Here is a 22,649-nt window from a genome sequence, read left to right as displayed (position 1 = left end):
ATTTGCTCCTTGTCCATACTTTCATCGATCATCCCGGAGATCTTTACGTATCCTCCCAGTGGCAACCAGCCTATGCCATAGACCGTTTCCCCAATTTTCTTCTTGACCAGAGCGAATTTTACATCAAAAAAGAGAAAGAATTTCTCGACCCGAGTCTTAAATATCTTTGCAGGAATAAAATGCCCCAGTTCGTGTAGAATAATTAATATAGATAAGCTAAGTAACAGCTGAAGGGCTTTCACCACAAATGGACTCATAGTCGTAAAAATTAAGGCACAAAAGTAATCTATTCTACCTTGTTAAAAAAATTATTAGCAGCTTGGCATAGGTCGTGCCAAACTTTAATACGTTACATCCTTCAAAAAAGTATTTTAGGTAGTAATTTTGCACAAAATTATATTTGAAGATGCTTCAGTTCTTTGCTAAATATAAATTCTTCGGAGTGGTTCTCTTGGTGCTTTCCGTGATCATCATTACCATTATCTACTATATTCTGAAACCTACGGTTGTCCTGCCTGTGTACCAACCTTCGGAGGTAAATGCCGAATTAGTCGACAGTACTCTTCAGCATGTAAAGAAATATCACACTATTGGAGATTTCTCACTTACCAACCAAAACGGACAACAGATCACACAAGAAGATTATAAGGATAAGATTTACGTAGCCGATTTCTTTTTTACCACCTGCCAAACCATCTGTCCTATTATGACCGATCATATGGTCAAGATACAAAAAGAGCTAAGGAATGACACTCAAGTATTGTTGCTCTCCCATACCGTGACCCCCGAGATCGATACCGTTGCACAACTTAAGCGATATGCAGTGGAAAAAGGAGTGAACGATGCCAAATGGAATTTGGTCACCGGCGACAAAAAACAAATCTACAATCTGGCACGTAAATCGTATTTGGCTGCAAAGGACAATCCGTATAGCCCTGACGACCTGATCCACACAGAGAATTTTGTACTTGTTGACTCTAAAAGACGTATTCGCGGTTTCTACGACGGAACCAATCCCGAAGCCATTTCACAGCTGCTGAAAGACATCCAAATTCTTAAGAAGGAAGATTGATCTTTTTTGGGCGGAAAATGTTTTTCCAACTGCCTTTTTTCTGTTACTTTTGCCTTGTTTAAAATCAATCTAAATAAACTTAATGCTAACGATCGCTTCATTAAAAAAAGGCCAACGCGCTGTTATCAAAGAGTTTTCGGTGGAAGTGGTTCCACTGAAACTTTTGGAGATGGGATGCCTTCCCGGCAATGAAGTTTTTTTGGTGCAAACAGCCCCTTTTCAGGATCCTATGTACTTAAACATAAACGGCAGCCATCTAGCTATTCGAAAAGAAACGGCCGCACAGATTGAAATTGAATTGATACCTTAATGGCCCGACAAATAAATGTTGCTCTTATTGGAAATCCGAATACGGGAAAGACCTCCGTATTCAACAGACTTACGGGTCTCAATCAAAAAGTGGGGAATTATCCCGGTATTACGGTAGAAAAAAAACAAGGTGTCTGTAAATTGGATCGCGGTCTAAAGGCTCATATTCTCGACTTGCCGGGTACCTACAGCCTAAATGCTTCGTCATTGGATGAGAATGTGGTCATTGAACTCTTACTCAATAAGAACGATAAAGACTTTCCCGATGTGGCTATTGTGGTGGCAGAGATCGAAAACCTAAAACGGAATTTGCTGCTCTTTACTCAAATAAAAGACTTGGGTATTCCTACCATCCTCGCCATCAACATGAGTGACCGGATGAAACGAAAAGCGATTTCCTTAGATATTGATCGTTTGGAAGCGACCCTTGAAACCAAGATCGCGCTTATTAGTTCGCGTAAGAACCAAGGTTTTGAGAACCTAAAGGAACTTATCACCAATTACGGTCACCTCTCTACGGCTCCCTGCGTGAATGCATCGTCCATTGCCCCCGAATATTTTGACCGACTACGTAAAGCCTTTCCGAAGCAAGACCTATACAAGCTATGGCTGGTCATTACGCAGGATGTTAACTTTGGAAAATTAGACCGACAAGAAATGCAGGGTGTGGCGACTTTTCAAACCGAGTCGAAGAGTAATTTAAAGCGGCTTCAGCAAAAGGAGACCATTGCCCGCTATCAATTTATTAATAACGCCCTCAAAGAAACCCTTACGGTAGATACGGCCAATGCCAAGGATCTTAGAAGCAGGCTGGACCGCATTCTTACCCATAAAGTCTGGGGATATGTTATTTTCTTCGGAATCTTACTGCTCATTTTTCAAGCTATCTTTGATTGGAGCAGCTATCCAATGGATTTTATTGACAGTTCTTTTGCACGTTTTAGCGAATGGACCAAAAATTCACTTCCGGCAGGAGATTTTACGAATCTTATTGCCGAAGGTATCATTCCCGGCCTAGGCGGTATCGTTATATTTATACCACAGATCGCTTTTCTGTTCCTGTTCATTTCCATCTTAGAAGAAAGCGGATACATGAGTCGCGTTGTCTTTCTTATGGATAGAGTCATGCGGCGCTTCGGCTTAAGCGGAAAAAGTGTCGTTCCTTTGGTATCAGGAACTGCCTGTGCAATTCCTGCCATCATGGCCACGCGAAATATCGAGAACTGGAAGGAACGGCTTATCACTATTTTAGTTACACCGTTTACCACATGCTCGGCCCGTTTACCGGTATACCTCATTATCATCGCGCTTGTCATTCCCGAACAACGCGTGCTTGGTATTTTCAGCCTTCAAGGGCTAACCTTAATGTTTTTATACCTGTTAGGCTTTGCTTCCGCCATCTTTTCGGCCTATTTATTGGATCGTATCTTAAAAATACGCAGTAAGACCTTTTTTGTCGTAGAGATGCCTAATTATAAGCTACCCTTGTTCAAGAACGTGGTGATCACTGTCGTCGAAAAGACCAAATCATTCGTAGTGGGAGCAGGTAAGATCATTTTAGCTATTTCGGTGATTCTTTGGGTGCTCGCCTCCTACGGTCCGGGAGACTTTAACAATGCTGAGTCCATTGTGGCACAGGAGTTGGAAGGTACCAACCCTTCCGAAGAGGAGATCGAAACACGTATTGCTTCCTATAAGTTAGAACATTCTTACATTGGCATCCTTGGCAAGGGAATAGAACCTGCGGTACGTCCTCTGGGCTACGACTGGAAGATCGGGATTGCTATCGTGAGTTCTTTTGCCGCACGGGAAGTATTCGTAGGAACGCTTGCTACTATTTATAGCGTTGGGAGCGAGGAAGAAGAGACCATAAAAAACCGTATGGCTGCTGAAGTAAACCCTGTTTTGGGCACTCCGCTGTTCAATTTTGCCAGTGGTGTTTCACTCTTGCTGTTCTATGCTTTTGCTATGCAGTGTATGAGTACCTTGGCGGTTGTTAAAAGGGAAACCAATAGTTGGAAATGGCCCTTGTGGCAGTTGGTAGTAATGAGTAGTATCGCCTATGTGGTAGCTTTGGCTGCGTATCAATTTTTAAAATAATATCTTTGTAGTATGCAAACTATTCTAGTCCTTATCACATTCTGTTTAGCGACGGGCTACTTATTAAAGAAGTTCGTTTGGAATCCTATTTTTGAAGGACGTCAAAAAACCCCGGGAACTTTAGACGGAGGAAAGACCAAGTGTGGTAAAAAAGATTGTGGTTGCCATTAGGCTCAACGCGTTTTTTCAGAAACTAAGAGCACATAAGATCTATCCCCAGTATCTTCACTTGTAGGATATGGCAGTACTCCAACAGCTTCTAAAAATTGATCCTTTGTGTTGTAAATTTCTGTTTCTTCAACTTCTCCGGGTTTGGTAGCGCCTAATAACAATTCTTTAAGTAGTACAGCCTTTTGATCAATTTCTACTGCTATTTGTAGTCGAATACGTCCTTCCCAAATACAATTTACATCTTTTGGACAACGCGAATCTTCCAACACTTCTTTAAATGTAATGGCAACATCTCCCAGGATAACTTTTTCTCCCAAAGGAACTTTTATGGCAATGGTAGGAACTTCAACAGGTATTTCCGTTTGAGCGTTCGACGAATAAGTGAGTGCAAAGGCACATAATAATAGCAATTTTTTCATAGCGGTAAATTTACGCTTAAAGGTACGATCTAAACATTAACCGCGAAAAAGAAAGAAGTCGTCTTTCATGGTTTCAATGCGTTCATCCTTATTGGTAAGAATGTATTCAAGGGCGCGTTGTGTGAAATCATTGCCTTTGTCTGTGAGCGAAACGACCTCATCCTTTATGGTAATCATGTTATTTTTGAGGGCAAGGTCTACCACTGTTTTAGAACGTACCTTTTGCCAATTGATATGCTCATTTAAATGATTGATGTGCCGTTCGTTTTCTTCGGAATGGTTATTCAAATGTAGTAAGAACGTAATGAGAGAGACTTCGGTGCGTTGTTGTTTCTGCCGATACAGTACTGCCAGCAGTCCTTTTTGTGGTGCAAAGAGATACACTCCTAAGAAGACCAGCCCCAGTACGCTAGTCATAGAGCCTGAAATGGACGCATCCAATACATGCGCCACCCAATACCCGCCAATCGCTGCAAAAAGTCCGAATCCTATGGAAAGACCAATCATGCGCTTTAGATCGCTCGTAAGCAGGTAAGCAGTTGCTGCGGGAGCGATCATAAGTGCCACCACTAAAATGGCCCCTACGGCATCGAAAGCTCCTACAACCGTTACCGATGAAACAGACATCAATCCATAGTGCATGACCACGGGAGAAATACCTAATGCCGAAGATAACCCCGCATCGAAGGTACTCACCTTTAATTCTTTAAAGAACAAAAATAACAGACTTACTGTGATCAAAAGAATGCTGCCCATAAGCCAAAGAGACTTCGGACCTACATCCATACCCGATAGTATAAGTCGGTCAAAGGGAGCAAAGGCCAATTCTCCCAAAAGTACAGCGTCAATATCCAAATGCACATCGTTGGCGTTCTTTGCAATGAGGATGACACCAATGCTAAAAAGGGCCGGAAAGACCAAGCCAATAGCGGTATCTTCCTTCACCAAGCCCGTTTTTTGGATGGTCTCCACCAAGACGACCGTAATAACACCGGTAATCGCTGCCAGAAGGATTAACAAAGGGGAGTTTAGGTCCTGTGTGATGAAAAATCCGGCAACAATGCCCGGAAGTATGGAATGACTAATCGCGTCGCTAATAAGGGCCATTTTCCGAAGCACCAAAAAAACACCGGGAATCGCACAGGAAATGGCGACAATAGCAGCAATTACTTGTATTTCGATCTGCGGACTAGTCATGTGTTTTGTTATAAAGGTTCATTGCTTCATTAAAACCCTTATGGGTCAAGGCCCACTGTTGTCCTTGGAGGGTGATCCATTCTTTATCCTCCATCTGCTGAAGGGATTTTTTGGTAAACCCTTGAAAATTATTAAGAATACGGATGGCGTGCGGATGCGAGATATTGTCGTGCGTTTTTGCAATCCCGTACATGAACTGAAGGGTTTTCTTCAATTGAAGGTCTTTACGGTTATTTCTGAAACGGATCTCTCTAAATAATAATCCCCTTCCCGGAGAAAAAATAAATGAAAATACCACAAAGACCGTCGCCACCAGAACGATCACCGGTCCTGTGGATAGGTTATTTTGACTCGCACTAATAGCGGTACCTATCACTCCGGAAAGAATACCGAAGATGGCAGCCAATAAGATCATCATGCTCAATCTATTGGTCCACTGCCTTGCCGCTGCGGCAGGTGCCAATAACATGGCACTCATTAAAACAACGCCTACAGTTTGTAAGCCCAATACAATAGCCAATACAATAAAAAAGGTGATCAACACATCGATGAATTTGGTGTTGAAGCCCAATGTTTTGGTATAATCGGCATCAAAGAGCAATATTTTAAACTCTTTCCAAAAGAGCAACAAGATGCAAAGACTAATCCCTGTAACGATCAACATGAGTCGTACATCATCTTCCACCAAGGTAGCCGCCTGCCCAAATAGATATTTATCCAACCCCGCCTGATTGGCGTTGGGTTGTTTCTGAATAAAGGTGAGTAACAGCATTCCGAAACCAAAGAATAGGGAAAGCACAAGGCCTAGGGCCGTATCGCTTTTTAGGTGAGTCTTTGAGGTCATTCCTTTAATCCAAAAAGTCCCAATTAATCCACTTACCAAAGCCCCCAATAGCAAAATATTGGTATCCTTAGCTCCTGTGATAAGAAAAGCCAAAGCGATGCCCGGCAAGGCTGCGTGAGAAATCGCATCACCTAAAAGGCTCTGCTTCCTCAGTACGGCAAAACTTCCTAACATTCCGCAAATTGCTCCCAGCACGGCTGTTCCCAACGTAATAGTACGAAGGGTGTAGTCGCTAAAAAGAAGTTCGAAATATTCGGAGAAAGTCATAATAAGTTTCTAATTACTATTTCAGTTTAAAGAGTGAAAAAAATCTCCAATCGAATGGGGCAAGATTAAATGCCCGATATCCTAATACGCTTCCCTTTTTCTCTACTCTTTACTTATTAATAGCCACCTTGTAATTAATGCCGTACGTCTTGGTCAAATTGTCGTCGTTAAAGATCTCTTTTACGGGTCCGGTGGCTATCTTTTTTACGTTCAAAAAGGTCACCCAATCAAAATATTCGGGGACGGTCTGCAGGTCGTGATGTACGACGATAAGGGTTTTTCCGGCTTTTCGTAGTTCTTTCAAGATATTGATAATGGCGATCTCGGTGGTTGCATCAACACCTTGAAAAGGTTCGTCCATAAAATAAATAGCGGCATTTTGCACCAACGCTCTTGCCAAAAAAACACGCTGTTGCTGACCCCCGCTCAACTGACTTATCTGTCGGTTCTTAAAAGAAAGCATCCCTACTTTTTCCAACGCTTCAAGCGCTGCCTTTTTTTCCTTTTGTCCGGGACGTTTTATCCACCCCAAACTCCCGTAAGTGCCCATCATCACTACATCCAATGCCGTGGTAGGAAAGTCCCAGTCAACACTGCCTTTTTGCGGAACATAGGCTACCAATTTTCGCTGTTCTTCGTAGGGCTTACCATATATGGAAATACTCCCCGCAATGGGTTTAATAATCCCTAAAATAGCTTTTATCAAGGTAGATTTCCCGGCACCATTGGGACCTACAATCGCCATGAGCACTCCTTCAGGGACCGCAAGATCGATATCCCAGAGTACCGGCTTATAGTTATAAGCAACGGTTAGGTCATCGACTTGGACTGCGAGTGGCGTTTTCATTTACTTAAGCGAATTAACGATGGTGTTCACATTATAGCGGAACATACCAAGGTAGGTTCCTTCTTCGGTGCCGGCATTTCCAAGTGCATCGCTATACAGCGAACCTCCTATAGTGACTTCAGCGCCTTTGGACAACACAGCTTGTTGCAATGCTTCAATGGTTCTTCTGGGTACAGAACTCTCCACAAAGATAGCCTTTACCTTCTTTTCAATGATAAAGTCGGATAGACGCTGCACATCCTGAACTCCTGCTTCTGTTGCAGTCGAAAGCCCCTGCAGACCAACCACTTCAAAATCGTATGCCTTTCCGAAGTAATTAAAAGCATCATGTGCGGTAACTAAAATGCGCTGCTGCTTCGGAAGTGTTGCTATCGTGGTTTTAATTTCAGCTTCCAGATCTTTTAGTTTTGTGACGTAGTTCTCTTTGTTCTTCTGAAACGTTTCAGCGTTTGCTGCATCAGCTTCAGAAAGTATTGCGGCTACTTTTTCAGCAAATTGAATATAATAATGAATGTCAAACCAAACATGCGGATCATAATTGGAGGCAAAATATTCAGAACCGATCAATGTATTTTTATCCAGATACTCTGCCAATGCGACTTGGGTCTTATCCTGTGTCTCCATCTTTTCAAAAACCTCGACCAGCTTCCCTTCCAGGTGTAAGCCATTATAGAAAATGATATCGGCGTTGTAAAGTTTTGACACATCACCCTCGCTCGCTTTGTAGAGGTGTGGATCGACTCCGGCGCCCATGAGGCCTTGCACGGTCACTGCATCTCCTCCAATGTTCTTAACCAAGTCGGTGATCATGGTCGTAGTAGTGACTATGTTTAATTTATCGGACGGGTCCTTCGTTTCTTTGCAGCTAAAGAAACTTACGGTAAGTAAAAGTATGAGGATTCTTTTCATAATAATTATTTTGGTAATCGCATGCTTAGACCGGCACTTAACAGAATGTCTTGCCCGCTGGTTATACTTCTTCCTACGGTGGCATCCAATTGAAAATTCGGTGCGACAAGGAACGTGAGTCCCGCATCCCAATAATGATTGGCCCTACTATCTTCCGGGAGATCCCCGTACAGTTCGGCATACAATCCCATTTTTTCGGTAAGTTGATAGCCGTATACCAACGTATACACATAGGCAGCTTCCGGGCTGTCATTTCCCCATTGGGCACCTATATTATAAGCCAGTCCGGCGCGGTCGCTTAAAGTATGAGCCATGGAGAACCGAAAATCGACTCCCGTTGTTTCAGGTCGGAAATCGTCTCCTGCCGTAAAGGGAAGAAACAAATGTCCTAAGAGGCCAATTTCGGGAAGCCAGCCGTTTTCTTCGGCAATTTCAACCTTCATACCAAGGAGGAGGGGCGAGAAACCAGAAAGCACATTCCGGTGTTGTATAGTATCGATCTTGGTTCTTATTTCTTCAAAATTCCACCCTAATCTCACCTCAAAATTATCTAGGACTCCGTAGCGTAACAAGGTTGTGTTATATCCCAAGGTTTCGGTTTGAATTAGGCCTTCATCAAAAGATTCATAGAATGCTCCCGTCTCAATTTGAAGCATTGCTTTCGGTACTGTATTGGGAGATTCGGTTGCATCCGGACGGTCGGTGATCATTTCTGGAACGACCCCCTCTTCTTGACACATTAATTGTAAAGTAGTTAGGCCGAAAAGGCAACACAATATGGTTTTTATATTTTTCATTTTAATTGGTCTGTACATAGAGATTCTCTGCTATCTTTTGGGAAATAAAGAATTGGTCACTGCCCACTTGAATGATCATGGAGCCATCGAAGAATTCCTTACCAAGCACTTTAATCTTGGTCCCAATACTTATTTTACGCTTATCCAAATACTGAAGGAATTCACCACTCGACTCCTTTACTCCTACACAAACACCTCGCTGGTTCTTTTCACATTCCGACAGTAATTTCTTTTCGGTGCGTTTTACATTACCATGTTTGTCGGGAATAGGATCCCCATGCGGATCGAAATCCGGGCTGCCTAAGAATTTATCAAGGCGGGCAATAAGTTCATCGGACTGGATATGCTCTAATTGCTCTGCGATCACATGGACCTCATCCCAATGGAAATTGAGTTTTTCTACCAAAAACACTTCCCACAAACGGTGCTTTCTTATCACATTGGCTGCAATCTTACGCCCTGAGGGTGTAAGTAAGGTACCTTTGTATTTTTTGTAGGAAAGGAGGTCCTTTTCGGCCAATTTCTGTACCATGTCTGTCACCGAAGACGGTTTGGTATCCATGCGCTCGGCGATGGCATTCGTGCTTACTTCCCCCTGATTCTCATGCTCCAGATGGTAAATGGCCTTAAGATAATTTTCTTCTGCTAGTGAAAACATAGGGCAAAGGTAAAACTATTTTTCTATTTATACTATAAATATTTTTACCCTTGTCTAAAAATTAAGACTTAATGGAACACTGAGGGAGTTCTTTTTATTGTTTCCAATTAAAATCCTCGCTCTTTTTGAAGTTGTTCGTACGCTTCTTGGACTTTTCTGAATTTCTCTTCGGCTCCTTGTTGGTAGGCTTCATCCATGTGTTGCAACTTGTCCGGATGGTATTTTTTGGCCATGGTACGATAGGCGGCTTTGATCTCATTTATAGAGGCCGATGGATCGATTTCTAGGATCTTGTATGCTCGGTCGGGGTTTTTGAAGAACATGGCCTTGATACTCTCAAAATCGCGAAATTGAACCCCTAGGAAGCCGGAAATACGATGAATTTCCTGCACTTCCCTATCTGAGACATGCCCATCGGCATTGGCAATACTAAACAGAAAATGGAGTATCTGTAAACGGGATTCATAGCGTGTTCTGGAGCGAAGCAAACTGCAAATGGTATGTGCAGAGATCTGGCGCTTTTTGATCACGTCATTAAATACCCGAAAGATTGCATTGGCTCGTTCGGTTCCATAGGCCTGTACAAAGTACTGTCGAACATAATCCAATTCGCTTTGGTTCACGGTTCCATCTGCCTTGATCACAAGGGAAGCCAGCGATAACAGATTTAGTTCAAAGTCGGCAGGAGAAACATGATCCCTCCTTTGTTGCTGAAAGACTTGTTGAAAAGCACCACCACCGGCACTTTTCGTGGTAAGATTGTCCAATAAACTTCCAAGTAAAAATCCTAAAATTGCTCCGGGAAACCGAAAAAAAGTAAAGCCTAGAATGGCTGCGATCCAACGAATCATGTATTTGTAATTTCAATAAATAAAATGCGACCAAAGATAACTAATTCAACAGAGAGTTTTGACGTTGGAAGCTGCTAAGATCCCCTTAAAATTGGTTATCTTTGCCGTAAATTTGTTACACAATTAAAAGTAAAATGCTATGTATCCACCAGAATTAGTAAAACCCATGCGTGAAGACCTAACAAATATAGGTTTCGACGAATTGTATACTGCCGAGGACGTAAATGCAGCCTTGCAGAAGGAAGGAACCACGTTGGTGGTGGTTAATTCGGTATGTGGTTGTGCTGCCGCTAATGCACGTCCGGGAGCAAGAATGTCTCTTCAAAACACTAAAAAGCCCGATCATTTGGTAACTGTATTTGCAGGTGTAGACCGAGAAGCTGTTGATGCTGCCAGAGCACAAATGGTGCCATTTCCACCAAGTTCTCCGTCCATGGCCTTATTTAAAAACGGAGAGTTGGTTCACATGCTTGAGCGTCATCATATAGAAGGACGACCCGCCGAAATGATCTCGGAAAATCTTAAGGGCGCCTACAACGAATATTGCTAAGATATTCCTTCAGCATAAACAGGAAAGACCACCATTCTGCAAGAAGGTGGTTTTTTTATATTTTTATACTACGACTGAACTATCCTTCGGCATGAAACAAGCAGCTAGAATATTGAGTTATCCAATATCGGTAATCTTTTATTTCTTTTTTGGAATCAATCTCCTATTGTTCCATCCTATACAATGGATCTGCTTGCACCTTTTTGGATATCAAGCACATAAAAGCAGTGTAGATTATTTCAATTGGTGGATCCTGCGATGTTTAAATATTCTGGGGACCACTTTCAATATGAATCTTCATACAAGCATCCCAAACAATCTCCCCATAATTATTGTATCTAATCATCAAAGCATGTGGGACATCCCTCCCATTATCTGGTACCTACGCAAATACCATCCAAAATTCATCTCGAAAATCGAGCTTGGCAAAGGCATCCCATCCATATCATTTAATCTGAAACACGGCGGAAGTGTCCTTATAGACAGGAAGAATCCCAAACAAGCTACGGAACAAATCATTAAGATTGCCCAATATATATCTCAATACAACCGAAGCGTGGTTATTTTCCCGGAAGGAACCCGAAGTCGTGATGGCATTCCGAAACCATTCAAACGACGCGGACTTGAGACTTTGTTTCAACATGCTCCCGAAGCGTACGTACTTCCGGTAAGTGTAAGCAATTCCTGGAAATTACAACGTTACGGTATGTTTCCCATGCCTTTAGGGGTTCAATTGAAATTTATAGCCCATCCGGCGATAAAAGTTTCCGACTTCAGCACAGATGAGCTGATCGATAAGGTAGAATCCATCATCAAAGCGGGGGTGGAAACTTAAGATTCATCAAACAATCGCAGTTGTGGTTCTTTAAGGGCTTGGTATGGTGTTGTGTTCAATGGCGCAATAGGATCATGATGTAAATACTTCTTCTTGGCGAGTTCCATAGTATCTTTAATTTGCATTGCAAATGTTCCTTCGCCACGCATTCGCCGCCCAAATCTGCTGTCGTTAAGAGTTCCGCCATGGCATTCTGCGATCTGGTTCAAAATACGTTCTGCGCGATCCGGGAGGGTTTTTTGTATCCAGTCTGTAAATATCTCTGCAATCTGCCCATTAAGCCGAACGACCGTGTAGGCGACATCCCGTGCTCCCAGTGTGGCTACTTTTTTTACTAAAGGTAAGATCTCATGACTGTTGAGGGAAGGAATGATGGGTGCCATCATTACCCGTACGGGTATGTTGTTTTCTGAAAGCACTTCTACAGTCTTTAAACGTTGTGCGATACTTGCCGTTCTGGGTTCAAGCAAACGTCTGGTAGCTTCGGAAAGTGATGTGATGGATATATTAACCTGAACTAAATTGTCCTTGGCGAGTTCCTTCAGGATATCAAGATCCCGAAGGATAAGGGAATTCTTTGTAATGATTCCCACCGGATGTTTCCATTCCAGGAATACATTTAGACAACTTCGCGTGATCTGAAGGGTTCGCTCTATAGGCTGATAACAATCGGTATTTCCGGAAAAAACAATGGGATAGGCTTTCCAAGATTTACTTTTTAATTTATCGCGCAATAATTGAGGTGCGTTCCGTTTTACCAAAATCGTCCTTTCAAAATCCAATCCTGCACCATAGCCCCAATACTCATGACTGTTTCGTGCGTAGCAATAGACACAACCGTGTTCACAGCCTTGATAGGGATTTGCTGAATAGCCCATTCCTACATCCGGACTGTCGACCCTATTCACTAATGTTTTAGGGAATACATCAATATACTTGGTCTTATTTGAATCTGCCGCTTCATCTTCGGCATGGCAAAAATTTAAAAAATCATTTCGAATTTCATGATGAAGCTCGAAAAAACGGTTATGTACCTGTTTTTGGGCACCACGCCCTTTTATGGGTTCTTGAGACATGAATACTTTTGAAAATGAACTATCAAAAATATTCATTATTTGGAATTATTCCAATTTATTTTGGAATTATTCCAAATTATTTACCCGGAAAATTTGCTTTCCGCTTTTCCAAAAATGCCTGTGTTCCTTCGTGGAAATCGGCCGTACCGAAGCATTTTCCAAATTGCGTGATCTCTTCTTCAAAACCATTCTCTCCATCTTCGTAGCCTGCATTAATAGCGGTTATAGCCGCGGCAATAGCCACCGATGAATTACGTATGATCTTTTGTGCGATCTTTTGTGTAAACTCCATGAGTTCCTCCAGTGAGGTGACGTGATTTACCAGACCGTATTGCAGTGCTTGATGTGCATCGATCATGCCAGCCGTCATGATCATTTCCATGGCCCTTCCTTTCCCAACCAATTGAGGAAGTCGTTGTGTACCACCATATCCCGGAATAACTCCTAAAGACACCTCCGGAAGACCCATTTTGGCATTTTCGCTGGCGATCCTAAAATGAGCCGCCATAGCAAGTTCCAAACCACCACCAAGTGCAAAACCGTTTACCGCAGCGATCACAGGTGTGGAAAGGTGTGCTACAAAATCAAACAGTTTTGCTTGTCCTTCTGCTGCTAACTGTTCTCCTTGTGCCACCGAAAAATCTGCAAATTCGCTAATGTCGGCTCCGGCAACAAATGCTTTTTCACCGCTTCCGGTAAGAATAATAACCTTTATCCCCTTGGCCGCATCAGCTTCTTTTAGTGCCTTGTGAAGCTCCTTGATGGTGGCACTGTTCAGGGCATTGAGTTTGCTGGGTCTGTCGATCGTAATGATAGCAATTCCTTCATTCTTATCTAAACGAATATTCTCGTATGTCATGGTAACTGTTTTTGTGGTGTTTGGTTATTATCCTTTTAAAATTACTATAATTTTCTGGGGAATGCCACTTTAAATGTGGTTCCTTTTCCTTCTTCAGAATTAAAATAGATGGATCCTTCATACGTTTCAACAATTTTTTTAACCATTCCTAATCCAAGTCCCATTCCACTCGTCTTGGTAGTGAATTTAGGCTCGAATACCTTGGTCTTGTTTGCTTCAACTACACCTATTCCATTGTCTTGCACCGTGATCACCGCATTCGCTCCCTCGGGATATACACGAACTTCTATACGAGGGTGGTCCGGTGCACGTTGTTCTATGGCATGAATACTGTTCTTGACCAAATTAGTGATCACACGAATAAGTTGTGTTCTGTCGAATTTAGCAATAAGGTTATCTTCTTCGGAAAAGAAATAGATATAGTCTTCATTAAAAATGTCTAAAGCCAGTTTGGTGATCTTAACCACATTCAATGTTTCATCCTGTTGGGCAGGCATTTGGGCATAGGTCGAAAAAGCCGAAGCGATAGAACTCATGGTATCAATTTGCTGAATAAGTGTATTGCTGTATTCCTCCAATTTCTTTTCAACATCGGGGTCATTCGGATTAAATTTTCGCTGAAAACTTTGTACTGTAAGCCGCATAGGTGTTAAAGGGTTCTTTATCTCATGTGCTACTTGTTTTGCCATCTCTCTCCAGGCAGCTTCCCTTTCGTTTGCGGCTAATTGGGCCGCACTGCTCTCCAATTCATCGATCATTCGATTGTATGCATTTACCAACGTAGAGATCTCTTGTGTCGTGTCGTTAATGAGTATACGCTTATTACGTTTGTTTAAGCGGGTTTCGGTGATCTTTTGGCTGATAGCGTTCAGGGATCTGGTGATGTATTTGGAGAGGAAATATGAGATCGCTATGGCAATAAGCAACATAAAAATGTATGCGTAACCAAGCCGTGTAAGGTTTTCTTTAAGTTCTTTATTAAGAAACCCGTCATCCTCAATATAGGGGAGGTTTAGGATTGCTAACGGCTTAAAATAGCTGTCGGTGATATATGAATAGGAGGATTGATATTCCTGACCATCTTCGGTGAATTGCTCGACAAAATGCTTGGTTTGAGAATTCTCCAGTGCATCGATCACATAATCGGGCAAAGTCGTATCTGTGGTGTCCTTGTAAAATGTGGCCTTAGACGATTTAAGGAGATTTCCTTCCAAGTCATATAGATACAGTTCAAGATTGTGAATGTTCTTGATCTCGTAAATCTTGTCCTTAAAAATCAATGGGATGTTCTGGGTGTCTACAGGATAGGTCGTGGTCTTGAGCGCATAGTTAATATTCTCACGAATGGCTGTTTCTTTTCGCAGCAAACGTTCCCGATGGTAATCTTCGGCCTCTTCCCGATATTGATAAATGGTTACGGCCGCAATAAGGATAGAGGCCCCAATTACAATAAGCAACATGGATAGAAAGATTCGAAAACGTAAGGATTTGGTAAATCTCATTCTAGTACATATGTTTCAGAAAGATAGCAATAATTACACCAAAGCGGCTGCTCTTTTACATTACAGGATTTCAGAAGGAGGTACAACACAAAAACCGTGATTTTTCATTCACTGTTTTCGTTGCGTTCACGCCATCGCTTGTAGAAGCGATATCCCAGCATAAGAAGCAGCGAAAAGAGCATGAGGCCTACTACGCCGTAGATCCAGTTCACTGCATTTTTCAGAATCACCAGAAAAACGACGGCAAATAGAATGATGGTTGCACCTTCATTGAACAGTCGCATAAAGTTTGATGAATAGCGAACCTTGTCGTTTTGAAGCTCTTTGTAAATGCTGTGACATTTAACATGGTAGAAAATCAACGCTATAACAAACCCAAGTTTAACCTGCATCCATGCATCGGTGAGGTAAAAGGGGCGCAGTGCGATCACCCAAATTCCAAAACCCAGCGCTAAGATCATACTAGGCCAAGTGATGATGGTCCAAAGGCGTTTGGCCATGATTTTAAATTGTTTGCCAAGAATCTCCTTTTCCGGAGAGACCTTGTGGAAGGCCTCAATTTGGTATACAAAAAGACGTACGATATAGAACAATCCCGCAAACCAAGTTATAACAAAGATGAGATGCAGCGATTTAATATAATTGTATTCCATTATTCCTTCCCTTCTTCAACAAACAAATAATTTAAATTCCGGGCGTTGAAAGCGTCATTAAATTCTTTAATCTCTTTAGACACCAAGGTATCAAACTTCATCAATTCTGCATCGATCTTTTGTGTGAGTTCATTCTTAACAGCAACATCCTGCCGGGTTGGCGGAAAGTCGTCCATTCCTACCAAACTGTTTAAGTGCGCGAGTTTGTTAGTAAGTCGGATCGGGAAATTGAGCGGATCCTGACCACTCTGATTTTGTGTTTGATACAATGCTTTTTCTATTTCGCTGAACGCTTCACTAAGCGACTTCGCTTTTTCCACTAAAGGCTGTACAGATTCATTGTCTTTATATTGTTTCTGAAACGCTTCTAGTTGTTCATTGATCTTTCGGATCTTTTTGATGGATTTGTGCGCCTTGTCCACTGTTGCATTGACGTCTGTTATAAAATCAAATTGTCGCTGCATACCGTCTTGATCAGTCTCGGCATTGGCGTCCGGCAGAACGGTAAAAGATTGTGTTTGCACCTCATCACCCACTTCCAGAACCACCTTATACGTGCCGGGAACCGCCTGCGGAGCTTCTGTACTGGCCCACCATAAAATCATTCCCTTAAGTCGTTCTGCACCTTTACCTCGAAGATCCCAGATATGGAGATTCGCTCCCTTCTTCACTTCCAATTTGTCCTCTTTGTTTTTTGAGCTGAAAGATTTTATAGTGTCATTCTTCGTATTGAGATAACTTAATCGAATCTCTTTTTCCGAAGGATCCTTCACATAAAAATATGTCATCACTCCATTGGGATGATTCATTCCGCTGGTAAGGGATCCCGAACGTGAATTTCCATCCATGCGGTAGGTGTCTTTTGGTTTGAATAAAAATACATCCTTATCTTTCGCATTCGCCAATTGGTGAATGACCGTAAGATCATCGAGGACCCAAAGACTTCTCCCCTGTGTGGCCACAATAAGATTATTTTGTTTTACGGCGAGATCGGTAATGGGTACAATGGGTAAATTAAGCTGAAACGACTGCCAGTTGCTTCCGTCATCAAATGATATGTACATTCCGGTCTCGGTGCCGGCATACAGCAATCCCTTTCGTTTTGGATCTTCCCGAAGCACACGAGTAAAATGTTCTGCCGGAATTCCATTGGTAATCTTCTTCCAAGTTTTTCCGAAGTCATTTGTTTTATACAAGTAAGGAGCAAAATCCCCCGTCTTATACTTTGTTCCGGCAACATAGCACGTGCCTGCATCAAACACCGAAGGTTCCACACTATTAATCATCATCCATTCGGGCATACCTTTGGGAGTTACATTTTCCCAGGTTTTTCCGCCGTCTCGGGTTACATGCACGAGTCCGTCATCGCTTCCGGTCCAGATCACTCCCGGGGTCACCGGAGATTCGGATGCGGCAAATATGGTTCCATAATATTCTACCGATGTGTTATCCTGTGTGATAGGTCCTCCCGAAGATTTTAGCTTGCTTGGATCATTTCGCGTAAGATCTGGGCTGATCACGTCCCAGCTTTCTCCTTCATTTGTAGTGCTATGCAAATGATTGGAAGCTGTAAATAGTTTATTTGAGTCATGCGGTGAAAAGAAAATTGGGAAATTCCATTGGAACCTGTACTTCATAGCTTCGGCTCCATGCCCCATGGGATTGTCCGGCCAGACGCTTACGCTGCGCACCGTACCTGTCTCATGGTTGTATCGTGTCAAGAAGCCATCGTAACTGCCGCCGTAAACAATATCATTGTTCTCGGGATCTACCGCAATATGAGCACTTTCGCCCCCCGCTGTAGATTCCCAATCGTCTTCATCAATACTCCAGCCCTCGTTACGATGCTTGATACGAATGGTTGAATTATCCTGTTGCGCTGCATAGATTCGGTATGGGAATGAATTATCGGTGGTGACCCTGTAGAATTGTGAGGTGGGCTGATTGTAATAGGTGCTCCAGGTTTCCCCGCCATCGTAGGTGACCTGTGCTCCTCCGTCGTCACCTATAATCATTCTATTAGGATTTTCCGGTGCGATCCACAGGTCGTGGTGATCTCCGTGCGGTGCATTGTAGGTTTCATAGGTTTTACCTCCATCGGTGCTCTTATGGTAATTCACATTAAGAACGTACATCACATCTTCATCGACCGGATCGGCATAGATTCTTGTATAATACCAAGCCCGTTGTCTCAGTTTGCGCTCACTGTTAATATACTCCCAAGTTGCTCCACCATCGTCACTTCTATAGACGCCTCCTTTATCTTTATTTTCTACAATGGCCCACAGTCTGTCGCTATTGGCTGCAGATACCGTAATCCCGATGATCCCTAAGGTGTCGGTTGGGAATCCTTTGTTCTTAGATATCTCTTTCCATGTTTCTCCACTATCTGTACTTTTCCATAAAGCAGAACCGTCTCCGCCACTGCTTAAACTATATGGTGTTCGCTGTACATTCCAAGTTGAGGCATACAAAACACGCGGATTGTTAGGGTCCATTATGAGATCCACAGCTCCTGCTTGCTCATTCGCAAAGAGCGTTTTCCGCCACGTCTTTCCACCGTCGGTACTTTTATATACCCCCCTATCCTGGGTAGGTTTATAGATATTACCCAACACTGCGGCATACACAATGTTATGATCTTTCGGGTGAATGGCGATGCGCGGTACATGCCGACTTGTTTCAAGCCCCATTAGTTTCCAGGTTTTACCGGCATCTTCAGATTTCCAGATCCCGTAACCCGATGATACATTCCCACGTACCGTCTTTTCTCCTCCGCCTACATAAATAACATTTGGGTCATCATTGGCGACCTCGATCGCTCCTATAGAACCTCCAAAGAATCCGTCTGAGATGTTCTTCCAGTGTCTTCCTCCATCTTTAGTTTCCCAGATTCCGCCTCCTGTCGCGCCAAAATAAAAAAGATTCGGTTTTCCGGGAACGCCGGTTACGGCTGCACTTCTTCCGCCACGGAAAGGGCCGATAAGCCGGTATTCCAAGGCATCGAGTTGCTGGGTGTTGTATGTTTGTGCTGAAGCTTTTTCAGAAGTGATTCCGAAGCAAATAAAACAAAGAAAAAGAGCGAGTTTTAGTAAAGAGCGATTCATGAGATTGTAAAAAGTTTTGTTTAAAGATAGTGGTTCCCTTCGGTTTCAAAAAATCTATACGATCATTTTCCGAACTTCGCGATTCAAATAATAACCGGTCACGATGGTCGAGAGCACATCGGCAATTGGGAATGAAATCCAGACGCCCCAAACACCAAAATATTGAGGAAGAATTAAAACCAACGGAATGAGGAAAAACCCTTGTTTGGTCAAACTAAGCAGGAGGGCTGGCGTCGCTTTTCCAATGGCCTGAAAATAAGAAGCGCCAATAAGCTGGATCACAATGACCGGGGTTGCGGCAAAAACCCACCGCAATGCATCGGGAGTTCGTTGTAGAATCTCAGCATTATTAGAAAGTGTTACAGCATCCAGTGCATCGTTATTACTTATAAAAATAGAAACGATATCGGTTGGAAAGACCATGATAATTGCAAAAATAAGAAGCGCCAATGCTCCGGAGTATTTAATAGACGTATTGATTGACTCGCGAACGCGCTTGTATTGTTCGGCTCCGTAATTATATCCGGCGATGGGCAGAAAACCTTGATTAACCCCTATTACCGGAAACAGTGCAAACATAAGCATCCTACTAATAATACCATACGTAGCCACATCCAGCGCATCCCCATGAGTGATCAATACGTTGTTAAGTAGTACGGTCATCACGGCAATAGTGCCTTGACGTGCAAGGGTAACAAAGCTCAAACTGCTAATTTCGGAAACTAGTTTCTTATGAAGTGTGAACGATTCCCAACGAAGCCTGAGCTCGCTTTTTGCGAAGAAAAACCACAGTATAAATACAAAACATACAGCATAACTAATAAAAGTAGCCCAAGCTGCACCTTCCATTCCATAATCGAGGACATTGATAAGAATATAGTCCATAAAGATGTTCCCAATGGCAGGAAGCATCATAGCGTACATAGCAAATTTTGGTTTGCCTTCGGCGCGTATCACATTATTGCCCATCATACACATAGCCAACATGACGATTCCATAGAGTACGATCCGATAATAGGTGAGCGCCAGATCTTTAAAAGATTCATCAGCGCCAAAAAATTCTATAAGGTCGTGCTGAAAAATTAATCCGAGTACCGCCAGCAAGCCCGAGCTCAAAAATGTAAGTGTGATCTGGTTGCCAAATACCCGAAGTGCTTTTTTGTCGTTGCCGGATCCCAATGCTCTGGATAGTACGGAGCTTCCGCCAATCCCAATCGAAAGACCTATGGCTCCAATAAAGAATGTAATAGGAATCACCACGGTAATGGCTGAAATCGCTAAAGGACCGATCCATCTTCCAACGAAAATGGTATCTACGATCATGTTCAAGGACATGACCAAGATCCCAATAGAGGCAGGCACCGCCTGACGTATCAACAATGTACTGATAGAATCCTTACCAAGCGTATCCGATCTCCGTTCGTTGGCCATTAAGCTATTGCTGTGTTTACATCCACAATGCGCCACGCATCGATCCATCCGGTTAGGATGTCTGCCCAGTCGTCGCGATCGTTCAAACAGGGAATGGTCGTGAACTCCTTACCACCTACTTCGTGAAAGATCTCTTCGCCTTCCATAGCAATCTCTTCTAAGGTCTCCAAGCAATCACTAACAAATGCCGGAGTTACAACAACGAGTTTTTTGACGCCTGCCTTTCCCATACGTTCTATAGTCCGATCTGTGTAAGGTTGCAGCCAAGGGTCAAAACCTAAGCGCGATTGAAATGACAAGGAGTATGTCCCCGGAGCCAAGTTCAAATTTTCGGCGACCAAGCGAGTTGTCTCATAACATTGATGACGATAACAGAACTGATGCGCCGGAGAGGGCATGATGCAACAACTGTTGTCTATAGTACAGTGTGATTTAGTGATATCACTTTTTCTAATATGGCGTTCCGGAACCCCATGATAACTAAAAAGCAGATGATCGTATTCCAGAGTGTCTAGCGTTTCTGAAATGCTTTTCGATAAAACGTCAATATACTCGGCTTTGTGATAGAAAGCCGGCAAGGATGTGATCTCTAACTGCGGAAAGAATTCATTTTTGAGTGCTGCGATCGCCACCTCGATCGTTTCGGTGGTAGCCATGGCAAACTGCGGATAGAGTGGCACTACTAGTACATCATCTACTCCTTTGTCTACCAATTCCTGAAGTCCTTTCTTTAAGGTCATACTACCATATCGCATGGCCAAAGCAATAGGCACTGTGGTACGATCTTGTATTTTTTTCTGAAGGCGCTCTGAGATCACAATAAGTGGAGAGCCTTCCTCCCACCAGATACGCTCGTAAGCGGCAGCCGATTTTTTGGGACGTGTGTTCAAGATAATCCCACGTACCAATAAGATACGGGCCCAACGCGGAACATCAATGACCCTTGGATCCATTAAGAATTCATCCAGATATCTTTTAACATCCTTTGGGTTGGTACTGTCCGGTGATCCGAGATTCACAAGGAGAACTCCTTTCATGATACTTTTTTTAGTTTCGGAACAAAATTAGTTTTTAAAACTGCAAGCGTCAAATCGCTTCCCTATTAAATACCAATCTTTCCATTAGTTATTTTTATGCCGTAAGGCTCATCAAGTATTTTTTTGGGGTGGTGCCGAAGCGTTTCTTGAACGAGGCAATAAAATGACTTGCTGTACTGTAGCCTACCTTGAGTCCAACCTCATTTACATTGTGATTCCCTGAAGCTAACAACTGCCTGGCCACTTCCATTTTGTAATCAAAAAGAAAGCTAAAGACAGAATCCCCATAGATCTGCTTGAATCCTTCTTTTAATTTGTTGATGGGAAGCTTGATCTCTTCCGCCAGTTCCTGTAACGTAGGAGGTTCTGCCATTCTTGCAATAATGATCTCTTTTGCCTTCTTTATTTTTAGCACATTGTCTTCATCTGCTAAAAATGGGCATTGTTCCACATTCGCTTCCGCAGGACGATTAAAGTACAAACTAAGCAATTCGTAAGCCTTGGCCTTGAAATACAGTGGTTTTATAGAGGGATGTAAATTATAATTCATCAATTGATTCAACACGATTGCCATGGAGGGCGATATGGTGGCATCTTTGTAGTACTTCCGGTCCTTATTCTCATCACTTAAAAAGTGAATGTAGTTGGCTTCTTTGGAAAAAAGGCTGTGGAATTTTTCAATAGGCAACAACATGGAAAGCACCCAAGATTGGCTATTCACCCGTAGGTTCAAGGGAAGATCGCGCTGCGGGTTATACAATAATAACGAACTATCCTCTTGCAATGGCAGTCCGTAGGCACCTTCGTTAAAACTAAAATGTGCCGCTCCCTTTACACAAAAATGAAACTGTATAAAATGCGCCCCGATCTCTCTGGTAAACACTTGGCTGTCAATAGTTTCATTGTTGAATTTTAAGATAAAAAAATTAGCATCTACCGATACTTCTTCATAATAACTTTGAGCGACATTTTTTTGTACTTCCATAAAGCGGCTGAGCAATTTTATTTAGAATCTATCTAAATAAAAAATAAGTAAGAATTTGTTAGAATCGCGAATTTACAGTATAAAAACATGACAAATATCAGTTTTTAGGCAAATTTAACAGCCAACGATACAATTGATACCGCTGGCGTTATTTTTTAAATTAGATTGCGATT

General features: G+C 42.6%; 23 protein-coding genes. 6 read left to right on the top strand and 17 right to left on the bottom strand.

The window, feature by feature from the left end; all coding sequences use genetic code 11:
- On the bottom strand, nucleotides 1-257 hold a 257-nt coding region (locus AACZ11_RS10175; protein ID WP_290626454.1), incomplete at its 3' end, for a site-2 protease family protein.
- 149 nt (nucleotides 258-406) lie between these two features.
- On the opposite strand from AACZ11_RS10175, the gene AACZ11_RS10170 reads away from it, so the two are divergent.
- The 4 genes from AACZ11_RS10170 (at nucleotide 407) to AACZ11_RS10155 (ending at nucleotide 3,652) form a co-directional block, all read left to right on the top strand.
- Entirely contained in the window at nucleotides 407-1,072 is a 666-nt protein-coding gene (locus AACZ11_RS10170) for an SCO family protein (RefSeq protein ID WP_290626456.1), read from the top strand.
- An 82-nt stretch (nucleotides 1,073-1,154) separates the two neighbouring features.
- Nucleotides 1,155-1,382 carry a FeoA family protein gene (locus AACZ11_RS10165; protein ID WP_034260181.1) on the top strand — a complete coding sequence of 76 codons (228 nt, stop codon included), beginning with the start codon at nucleotides 1,155-1,157 and terminating at the stop codon, nucleotides 1,380-1,382.
- Nucleotides 1,382-3,481 (top strand): ferrous iron transport protein B, encoded by a 2,100-nt coding sequence (gene feoB / locus AACZ11_RS10160; RefSeq protein WP_290626459.1) that lies wholly within the window; start codon nucleotides 1,382-1,384, stop codon nucleotides 3,479-3,481. Before AACZ11_RS10165 ends, feoB begins: the two co-directional genes overlap by 1 nt.
- Nucleotides 3,482-3,493: 12 nt before the next feature.
- Entirely contained in the window at nucleotides 3,494-3,652 is a 159-nt protein-coding gene (locus tag AACZ11_RS10155) for a hypothetical protein (RefSeq protein ID WP_160172966.1), read from the top strand.
- Nucleotides 3,653-3,654: 2 nt separating this feature from the next.
- On the opposite strand, the gene AACZ11_RS10150 is transcribed toward AACZ11_RS10155, so the two are convergent.
- From AACZ11_RS10150 to AACZ11_RS10115, 8 genes are all read right to left on the bottom strand, one after another.
- Nucleotides 3,655-4,071, bottom strand: a complete 417-nt coding sequence (locus AACZ11_RS10150) for a hypothetical protein (protein ID WP_290626462.1) — start codon at nucleotides 4,069-4,071, stop codon at nucleotides 3,655-3,657.
- A gap of 36 nt (nucleotides 4,072-4,107) precedes the next feature.
- Nucleotides 4,108-5,268 carry a metal ABC transporter permease gene (locus tag AACZ11_RS10145; protein WP_290626464.1) on the bottom strand — a complete coding sequence of 387 codons (1,161 nt, stop codon included), beginning with the start codon at nucleotides 5,266-5,268 and terminating at the stop codon, nucleotides 4,108-4,110.
- Nucleotides 5,261-6,379: a metal ABC transporter permease gene (locus AACZ11_RS10140; protein ID WP_290626466.1), complete on the bottom strand. Its 1,119-nt coding sequence runs from the start codon at nucleotides 6,377-6,379 to the stop codon at nucleotides 5,261-5,263. Before AACZ11_RS10140 ends, AACZ11_RS10145 begins: the two co-directional genes overlap by 8 nt.
- A gap of 109 nt (nucleotides 6,380-6,488) precedes the next feature.
- Nucleotides 6,489-7,226 (bottom strand): metal ABC transporter ATP-binding protein, encoded by a 738-nt coding sequence (locus AACZ11_RS10135; RefSeq protein ID WP_290626468.1) that lies wholly within the window; start codon nucleotides 7,224-7,226, stop codon nucleotides 6,489-6,491.
- Nucleotides 7,227-8,135, bottom strand: a complete 909-nt coding sequence (locus AACZ11_RS10130; protein WP_290626470.1) for a zinc ABC transporter substrate-binding protein — start codon at nucleotides 8,133-8,135, stop codon at nucleotides 7,227-7,229.
- A 5-nt stretch (nucleotides 8,136-8,140) separates the two neighbouring features.
- A complete protein-coding gene (locus tag AACZ11_RS10125) occupies nucleotides 8,141-8,875 on the bottom strand; it encodes a transporter (RefSeq protein ID WP_290626472.1) in 735 nt (244 codons plus the stop codon).
- A 58-nt stretch (nucleotides 8,876-8,933) separates the two neighbouring features.
- Nucleotides 8,934-9,590 (bottom strand): metal-dependent transcriptional regulator, encoded by a 657-nt coding sequence (locus tag AACZ11_RS10120; RefSeq protein ID WP_290626474.1) that lies wholly within the window; start codon nucleotides 9,588-9,590, stop codon nucleotides 8,934-8,936.
- A 107-nt stretch (nucleotides 9,591-9,697) separates the two neighbouring features.
- A complete protein-coding gene (locus AACZ11_RS10115; protein ID WP_339832343.1) occupies nucleotides 9,698-10,441 on the bottom strand; it encodes a TerB family tellurite resistance protein in 744 nt (247 codons plus the stop codon).
- 139 nt (nucleotides 10,442-10,580) lie between these two features.
- On the opposite strand from AACZ11_RS10115, the gene AACZ11_RS10110 reads away from it, so the two are divergent.
- Nucleotides 10,581-10,991 (top strand): BrxA/BrxB family bacilliredoxin, encoded by a 411-nt coding sequence (locus AACZ11_RS10110; RefSeq protein ID WP_290627868.1) that lies wholly within the window; start codon nucleotides 10,581-10,583, stop codon nucleotides 10,989-10,991.
- 91 nt (nucleotides 10,992-11,082) lie between these two features.
- Nucleotides 11,083-11,826 (top strand): lysophospholipid acyltransferase family protein, encoded by a 744-nt coding sequence (locus AACZ11_RS10105; protein WP_290627870.1) that lies wholly within the window; start codon nucleotides 11,083-11,085, stop codon nucleotides 11,824-11,826.
- Here AACZ11_RS10105 and AACZ11_RS10100 read toward each other — a convergent pair.
- From AACZ11_RS10100 to AACZ11_RS10065, 8 genes are all read right to left on the bottom strand, one after another.
- Entirely contained in the window at nucleotides 11,823-12,938 is a 1,116-nt protein-coding gene (locus tag AACZ11_RS10100) for a PA0069 family radical SAM protein (RefSeq protein ID WP_290627872.1), read from the bottom strand. The genes AACZ11_RS10105 and AACZ11_RS10100 overlap by 4 nt on opposite strands.
- A 40-nt stretch (nucleotides 12,939-12,978) precedes the next feature.
- On the bottom strand, nucleotides 12,979-13,761 hold the full coding sequence (locus AACZ11_RS10095; protein ID WP_290627873.1) for an enoyl-CoA hydratase-related protein: 783 nt from the start codon (nucleotides 13,759-13,761) through the stop codon (nucleotides 12,979-12,981).
- A 44-nt stretch (nucleotides 13,762-13,805) separates the two neighbouring features.
- Nucleotides 13,806-15,263, bottom strand: a complete 1,458-nt coding sequence (locus AACZ11_RS10090) for an ATP-binding protein (protein WP_290627874.1) — start codon at nucleotides 15,261-15,263, stop codon at nucleotides 13,806-13,808.
- A 104-nt stretch (nucleotides 15,264-15,367) separates the two neighbouring features.
- Entirely contained in the window at nucleotides 15,368-15,916 is a 549-nt protein-coding gene (locus AACZ11_RS10085; RefSeq protein ID WP_290627875.1) for a CopD family protein, read from the bottom strand.
- Nucleotides 15,916-19,023, bottom strand: coding sequence for a glycosyl hydrolase (locus AACZ11_RS10080; RefSeq protein WP_290627876.1), 3,108 nt, complete (start codon nucleotides 19,021-19,023; stop codon nucleotides 15,916-15,918). Before AACZ11_RS10080 ends, AACZ11_RS10085 begins: the two co-directional genes overlap by 1 nt.
- A gap of 54 nt (nucleotides 19,024-19,077) precedes the next feature.
- Nucleotides 19,078-20,454, bottom strand: coding sequence for an MATE family efflux transporter (locus tag AACZ11_RS10075; RefSeq protein WP_290627877.1), 1,377 nt, complete (start codon nucleotides 20,452-20,454; stop codon nucleotides 19,078-19,080).
- A complete protein-coding gene (gene hemH / locus AACZ11_RS10070) occupies nucleotides 20,454-21,494 on the bottom strand; it encodes a ferrochelatase (RefSeq protein ID WP_290627879.1) in 1,041 nt (346 codons plus the stop codon). The genes AACZ11_RS10075 and hemH overlap by 1 nt, the downstream gene beginning before the upstream one ends.
- Nucleotides 21,495-21,585: 91 nt before the next feature.
- A complete protein-coding gene (locus AACZ11_RS10065) occupies nucleotides 21,586-22,476 on the bottom strand; it encodes a helix-turn-helix transcriptional regulator (protein WP_290627878.1) in 891 nt (296 codons plus the stop codon).
- Between the last annotated feature and the right edge of the window lie 173 nt (nucleotides 22,477-22,649).

Origin of the sequence: uncultured Altibacter sp. (assembly GCF_963972995.1) — a bacterium.
GTDB lineage: Bacteria > Bacteroidota > Bacteroidia > Flavobacteriales > Flavobacteriaceae > Altibacter.
This window is presented reverse-complemented; position numbering and strand designations above follow the sequence as displayed.

What these genes read in the sequence shown, in the direction of transcription:
- AACZ11_RS10170 (WP_290626456.1), top strand. Translation starts at nt 407, where the DNA reads ATGCTTCAGTTCTTTGCTAAATATAAATTCTTCGGAGTGGTTCTCTTG.
- AACZ11_RS10165 (WP_034260181.1), top strand. Translation starts at nt 1,155, where the DNA reads ATGCTAACGATCGCTTCATTAAAAAAAGGCCAACGCGCTGTTATCAAA.
- feoB (WP_290626459.1), top strand. Translation starts at nt 1,382, where the DNA reads ATGGCCCGACAAATAAATGTTGCTCTTATTGGAAATCCGAATACGGGA.
- AACZ11_RS10155 (WP_160172966.1), top strand. Translation starts at nt 3,494, where the DNA reads ATGCAAACTATTCTAGTCCTTATCACATTCTGTTTAGCGACGGGCTAC.
- AACZ11_RS10150 (WP_290626462.1), bottom strand. Translation starts at nt 4,071, where the DNA reads ATGAAAAAATTGCTATTATTATGTGCCTTTGCACTCACTTATTCGTCG.
- AACZ11_RS10145 (WP_290626464.1), bottom strand. Translation starts at nt 5,268, where the DNA reads ATGACTAGTCCGCAGATCGAAATACAAGTAATTGCTGCTATTGTCGCC.
- AACZ11_RS10140 (WP_290626466.1), bottom strand. Translation starts at nt 6,379, where the DNA reads ATGACTTTCTCCGAATATTTCGAACTTCTTTTTAGCGACTACACCCTT.
- AACZ11_RS10135 (WP_290626468.1), bottom strand. Translation starts at nt 7,226, where the DNA reads ATGAAAACGCCACTCGCAGTCCAAGTCGATGACCTAACCGTTGCTTAT.
- AACZ11_RS10130 (WP_290626470.1), bottom strand. Translation starts at nt 8,135, where the DNA reads ATGAAAAGAATCCTCATACTTTTACTTACCGTAAGTTTCTTTAGCTGC.
- AACZ11_RS10125 (WP_290626472.1), bottom strand. Translation starts at nt 8,875, where the DNA reads ATGTGTCAAGAAGAGGGGGTCGTTCCAGAAATGATCACCGACCGTCCG.
- AACZ11_RS10120 (WP_290626474.1), bottom strand. Translation starts at nt 9,590, where the DNA reads ATGTTTTCACTAGCAGAAGAAAATTATCTTAAGGCCATTTACCATCTG.
- AACZ11_RS10115 (WP_339832343.1), bottom strand. Translation starts at nt 10,441, where the DNA reads ATGATTCGTTGGATCGCAGCCATTCTAGGCTTTACTTTTTTTCGGTTT.
- AACZ11_RS10110 (WP_290627868.1), top strand. Translation starts at nt 10,581, where the DNA reads ATGTATCCACCAGAATTAGTAAAACCCATGCGTGAAGACCTAACAAAT.
- AACZ11_RS10105 (WP_290627870.1), top strand. Translation starts at nt 11,083, where the DNA reads ATGAAACAAGCAGCTAGAATATTGAGTTATCCAATATCGGTAATCTTT.
- AACZ11_RS10100 (WP_290627872.1), bottom strand. Translation starts at nt 12,938, where the DNA reads ATGAATATTTTTGATAGTTCATTTTCAAAAGTATTCATGTCTCAAGAA.
- AACZ11_RS10095 (WP_290627873.1), bottom strand. Translation starts at nt 13,761, where the DNA reads ATGACATACGAGAATATTCGTTTAGATAAGAATGAAGGAATTGCTATC.
- AACZ11_RS10090 (WP_290627874.1), bottom strand. Translation starts at nt 15,263, where the DNA reads ATGAGATTTACCAAATCCTTACGTTTTCGAATCTTTCTATCCATGTTG.
- AACZ11_RS10085 (WP_290627875.1), bottom strand. Translation starts at nt 15,916, where the DNA reads ATGGAATACAATTATATTAAATCGCTGCATCTCATCTTTGTTATAACT.
- AACZ11_RS10080 (WP_290627876.1), bottom strand. Translation starts at nt 19,023, where the DNA reads ATGAATCGCTCTTTACTAAAACTCGCTCTTTTTCTTTGTTTTATTTGC.
- AACZ11_RS10075 (WP_290627877.1), bottom strand. Translation starts at nt 20,454, where the DNA reads ATGGCCAACGAACGGAGATCGGATACGCTTGGTAAGGATTCTATCAGT.
- AACZ11_RS10065 (WP_290627878.1), bottom strand. Translation starts at nt 22,476, where the DNA reads ATGGAAGTACAAAAAAATGTCGCTCAAAGTTATTATGAAGAAGTATCG.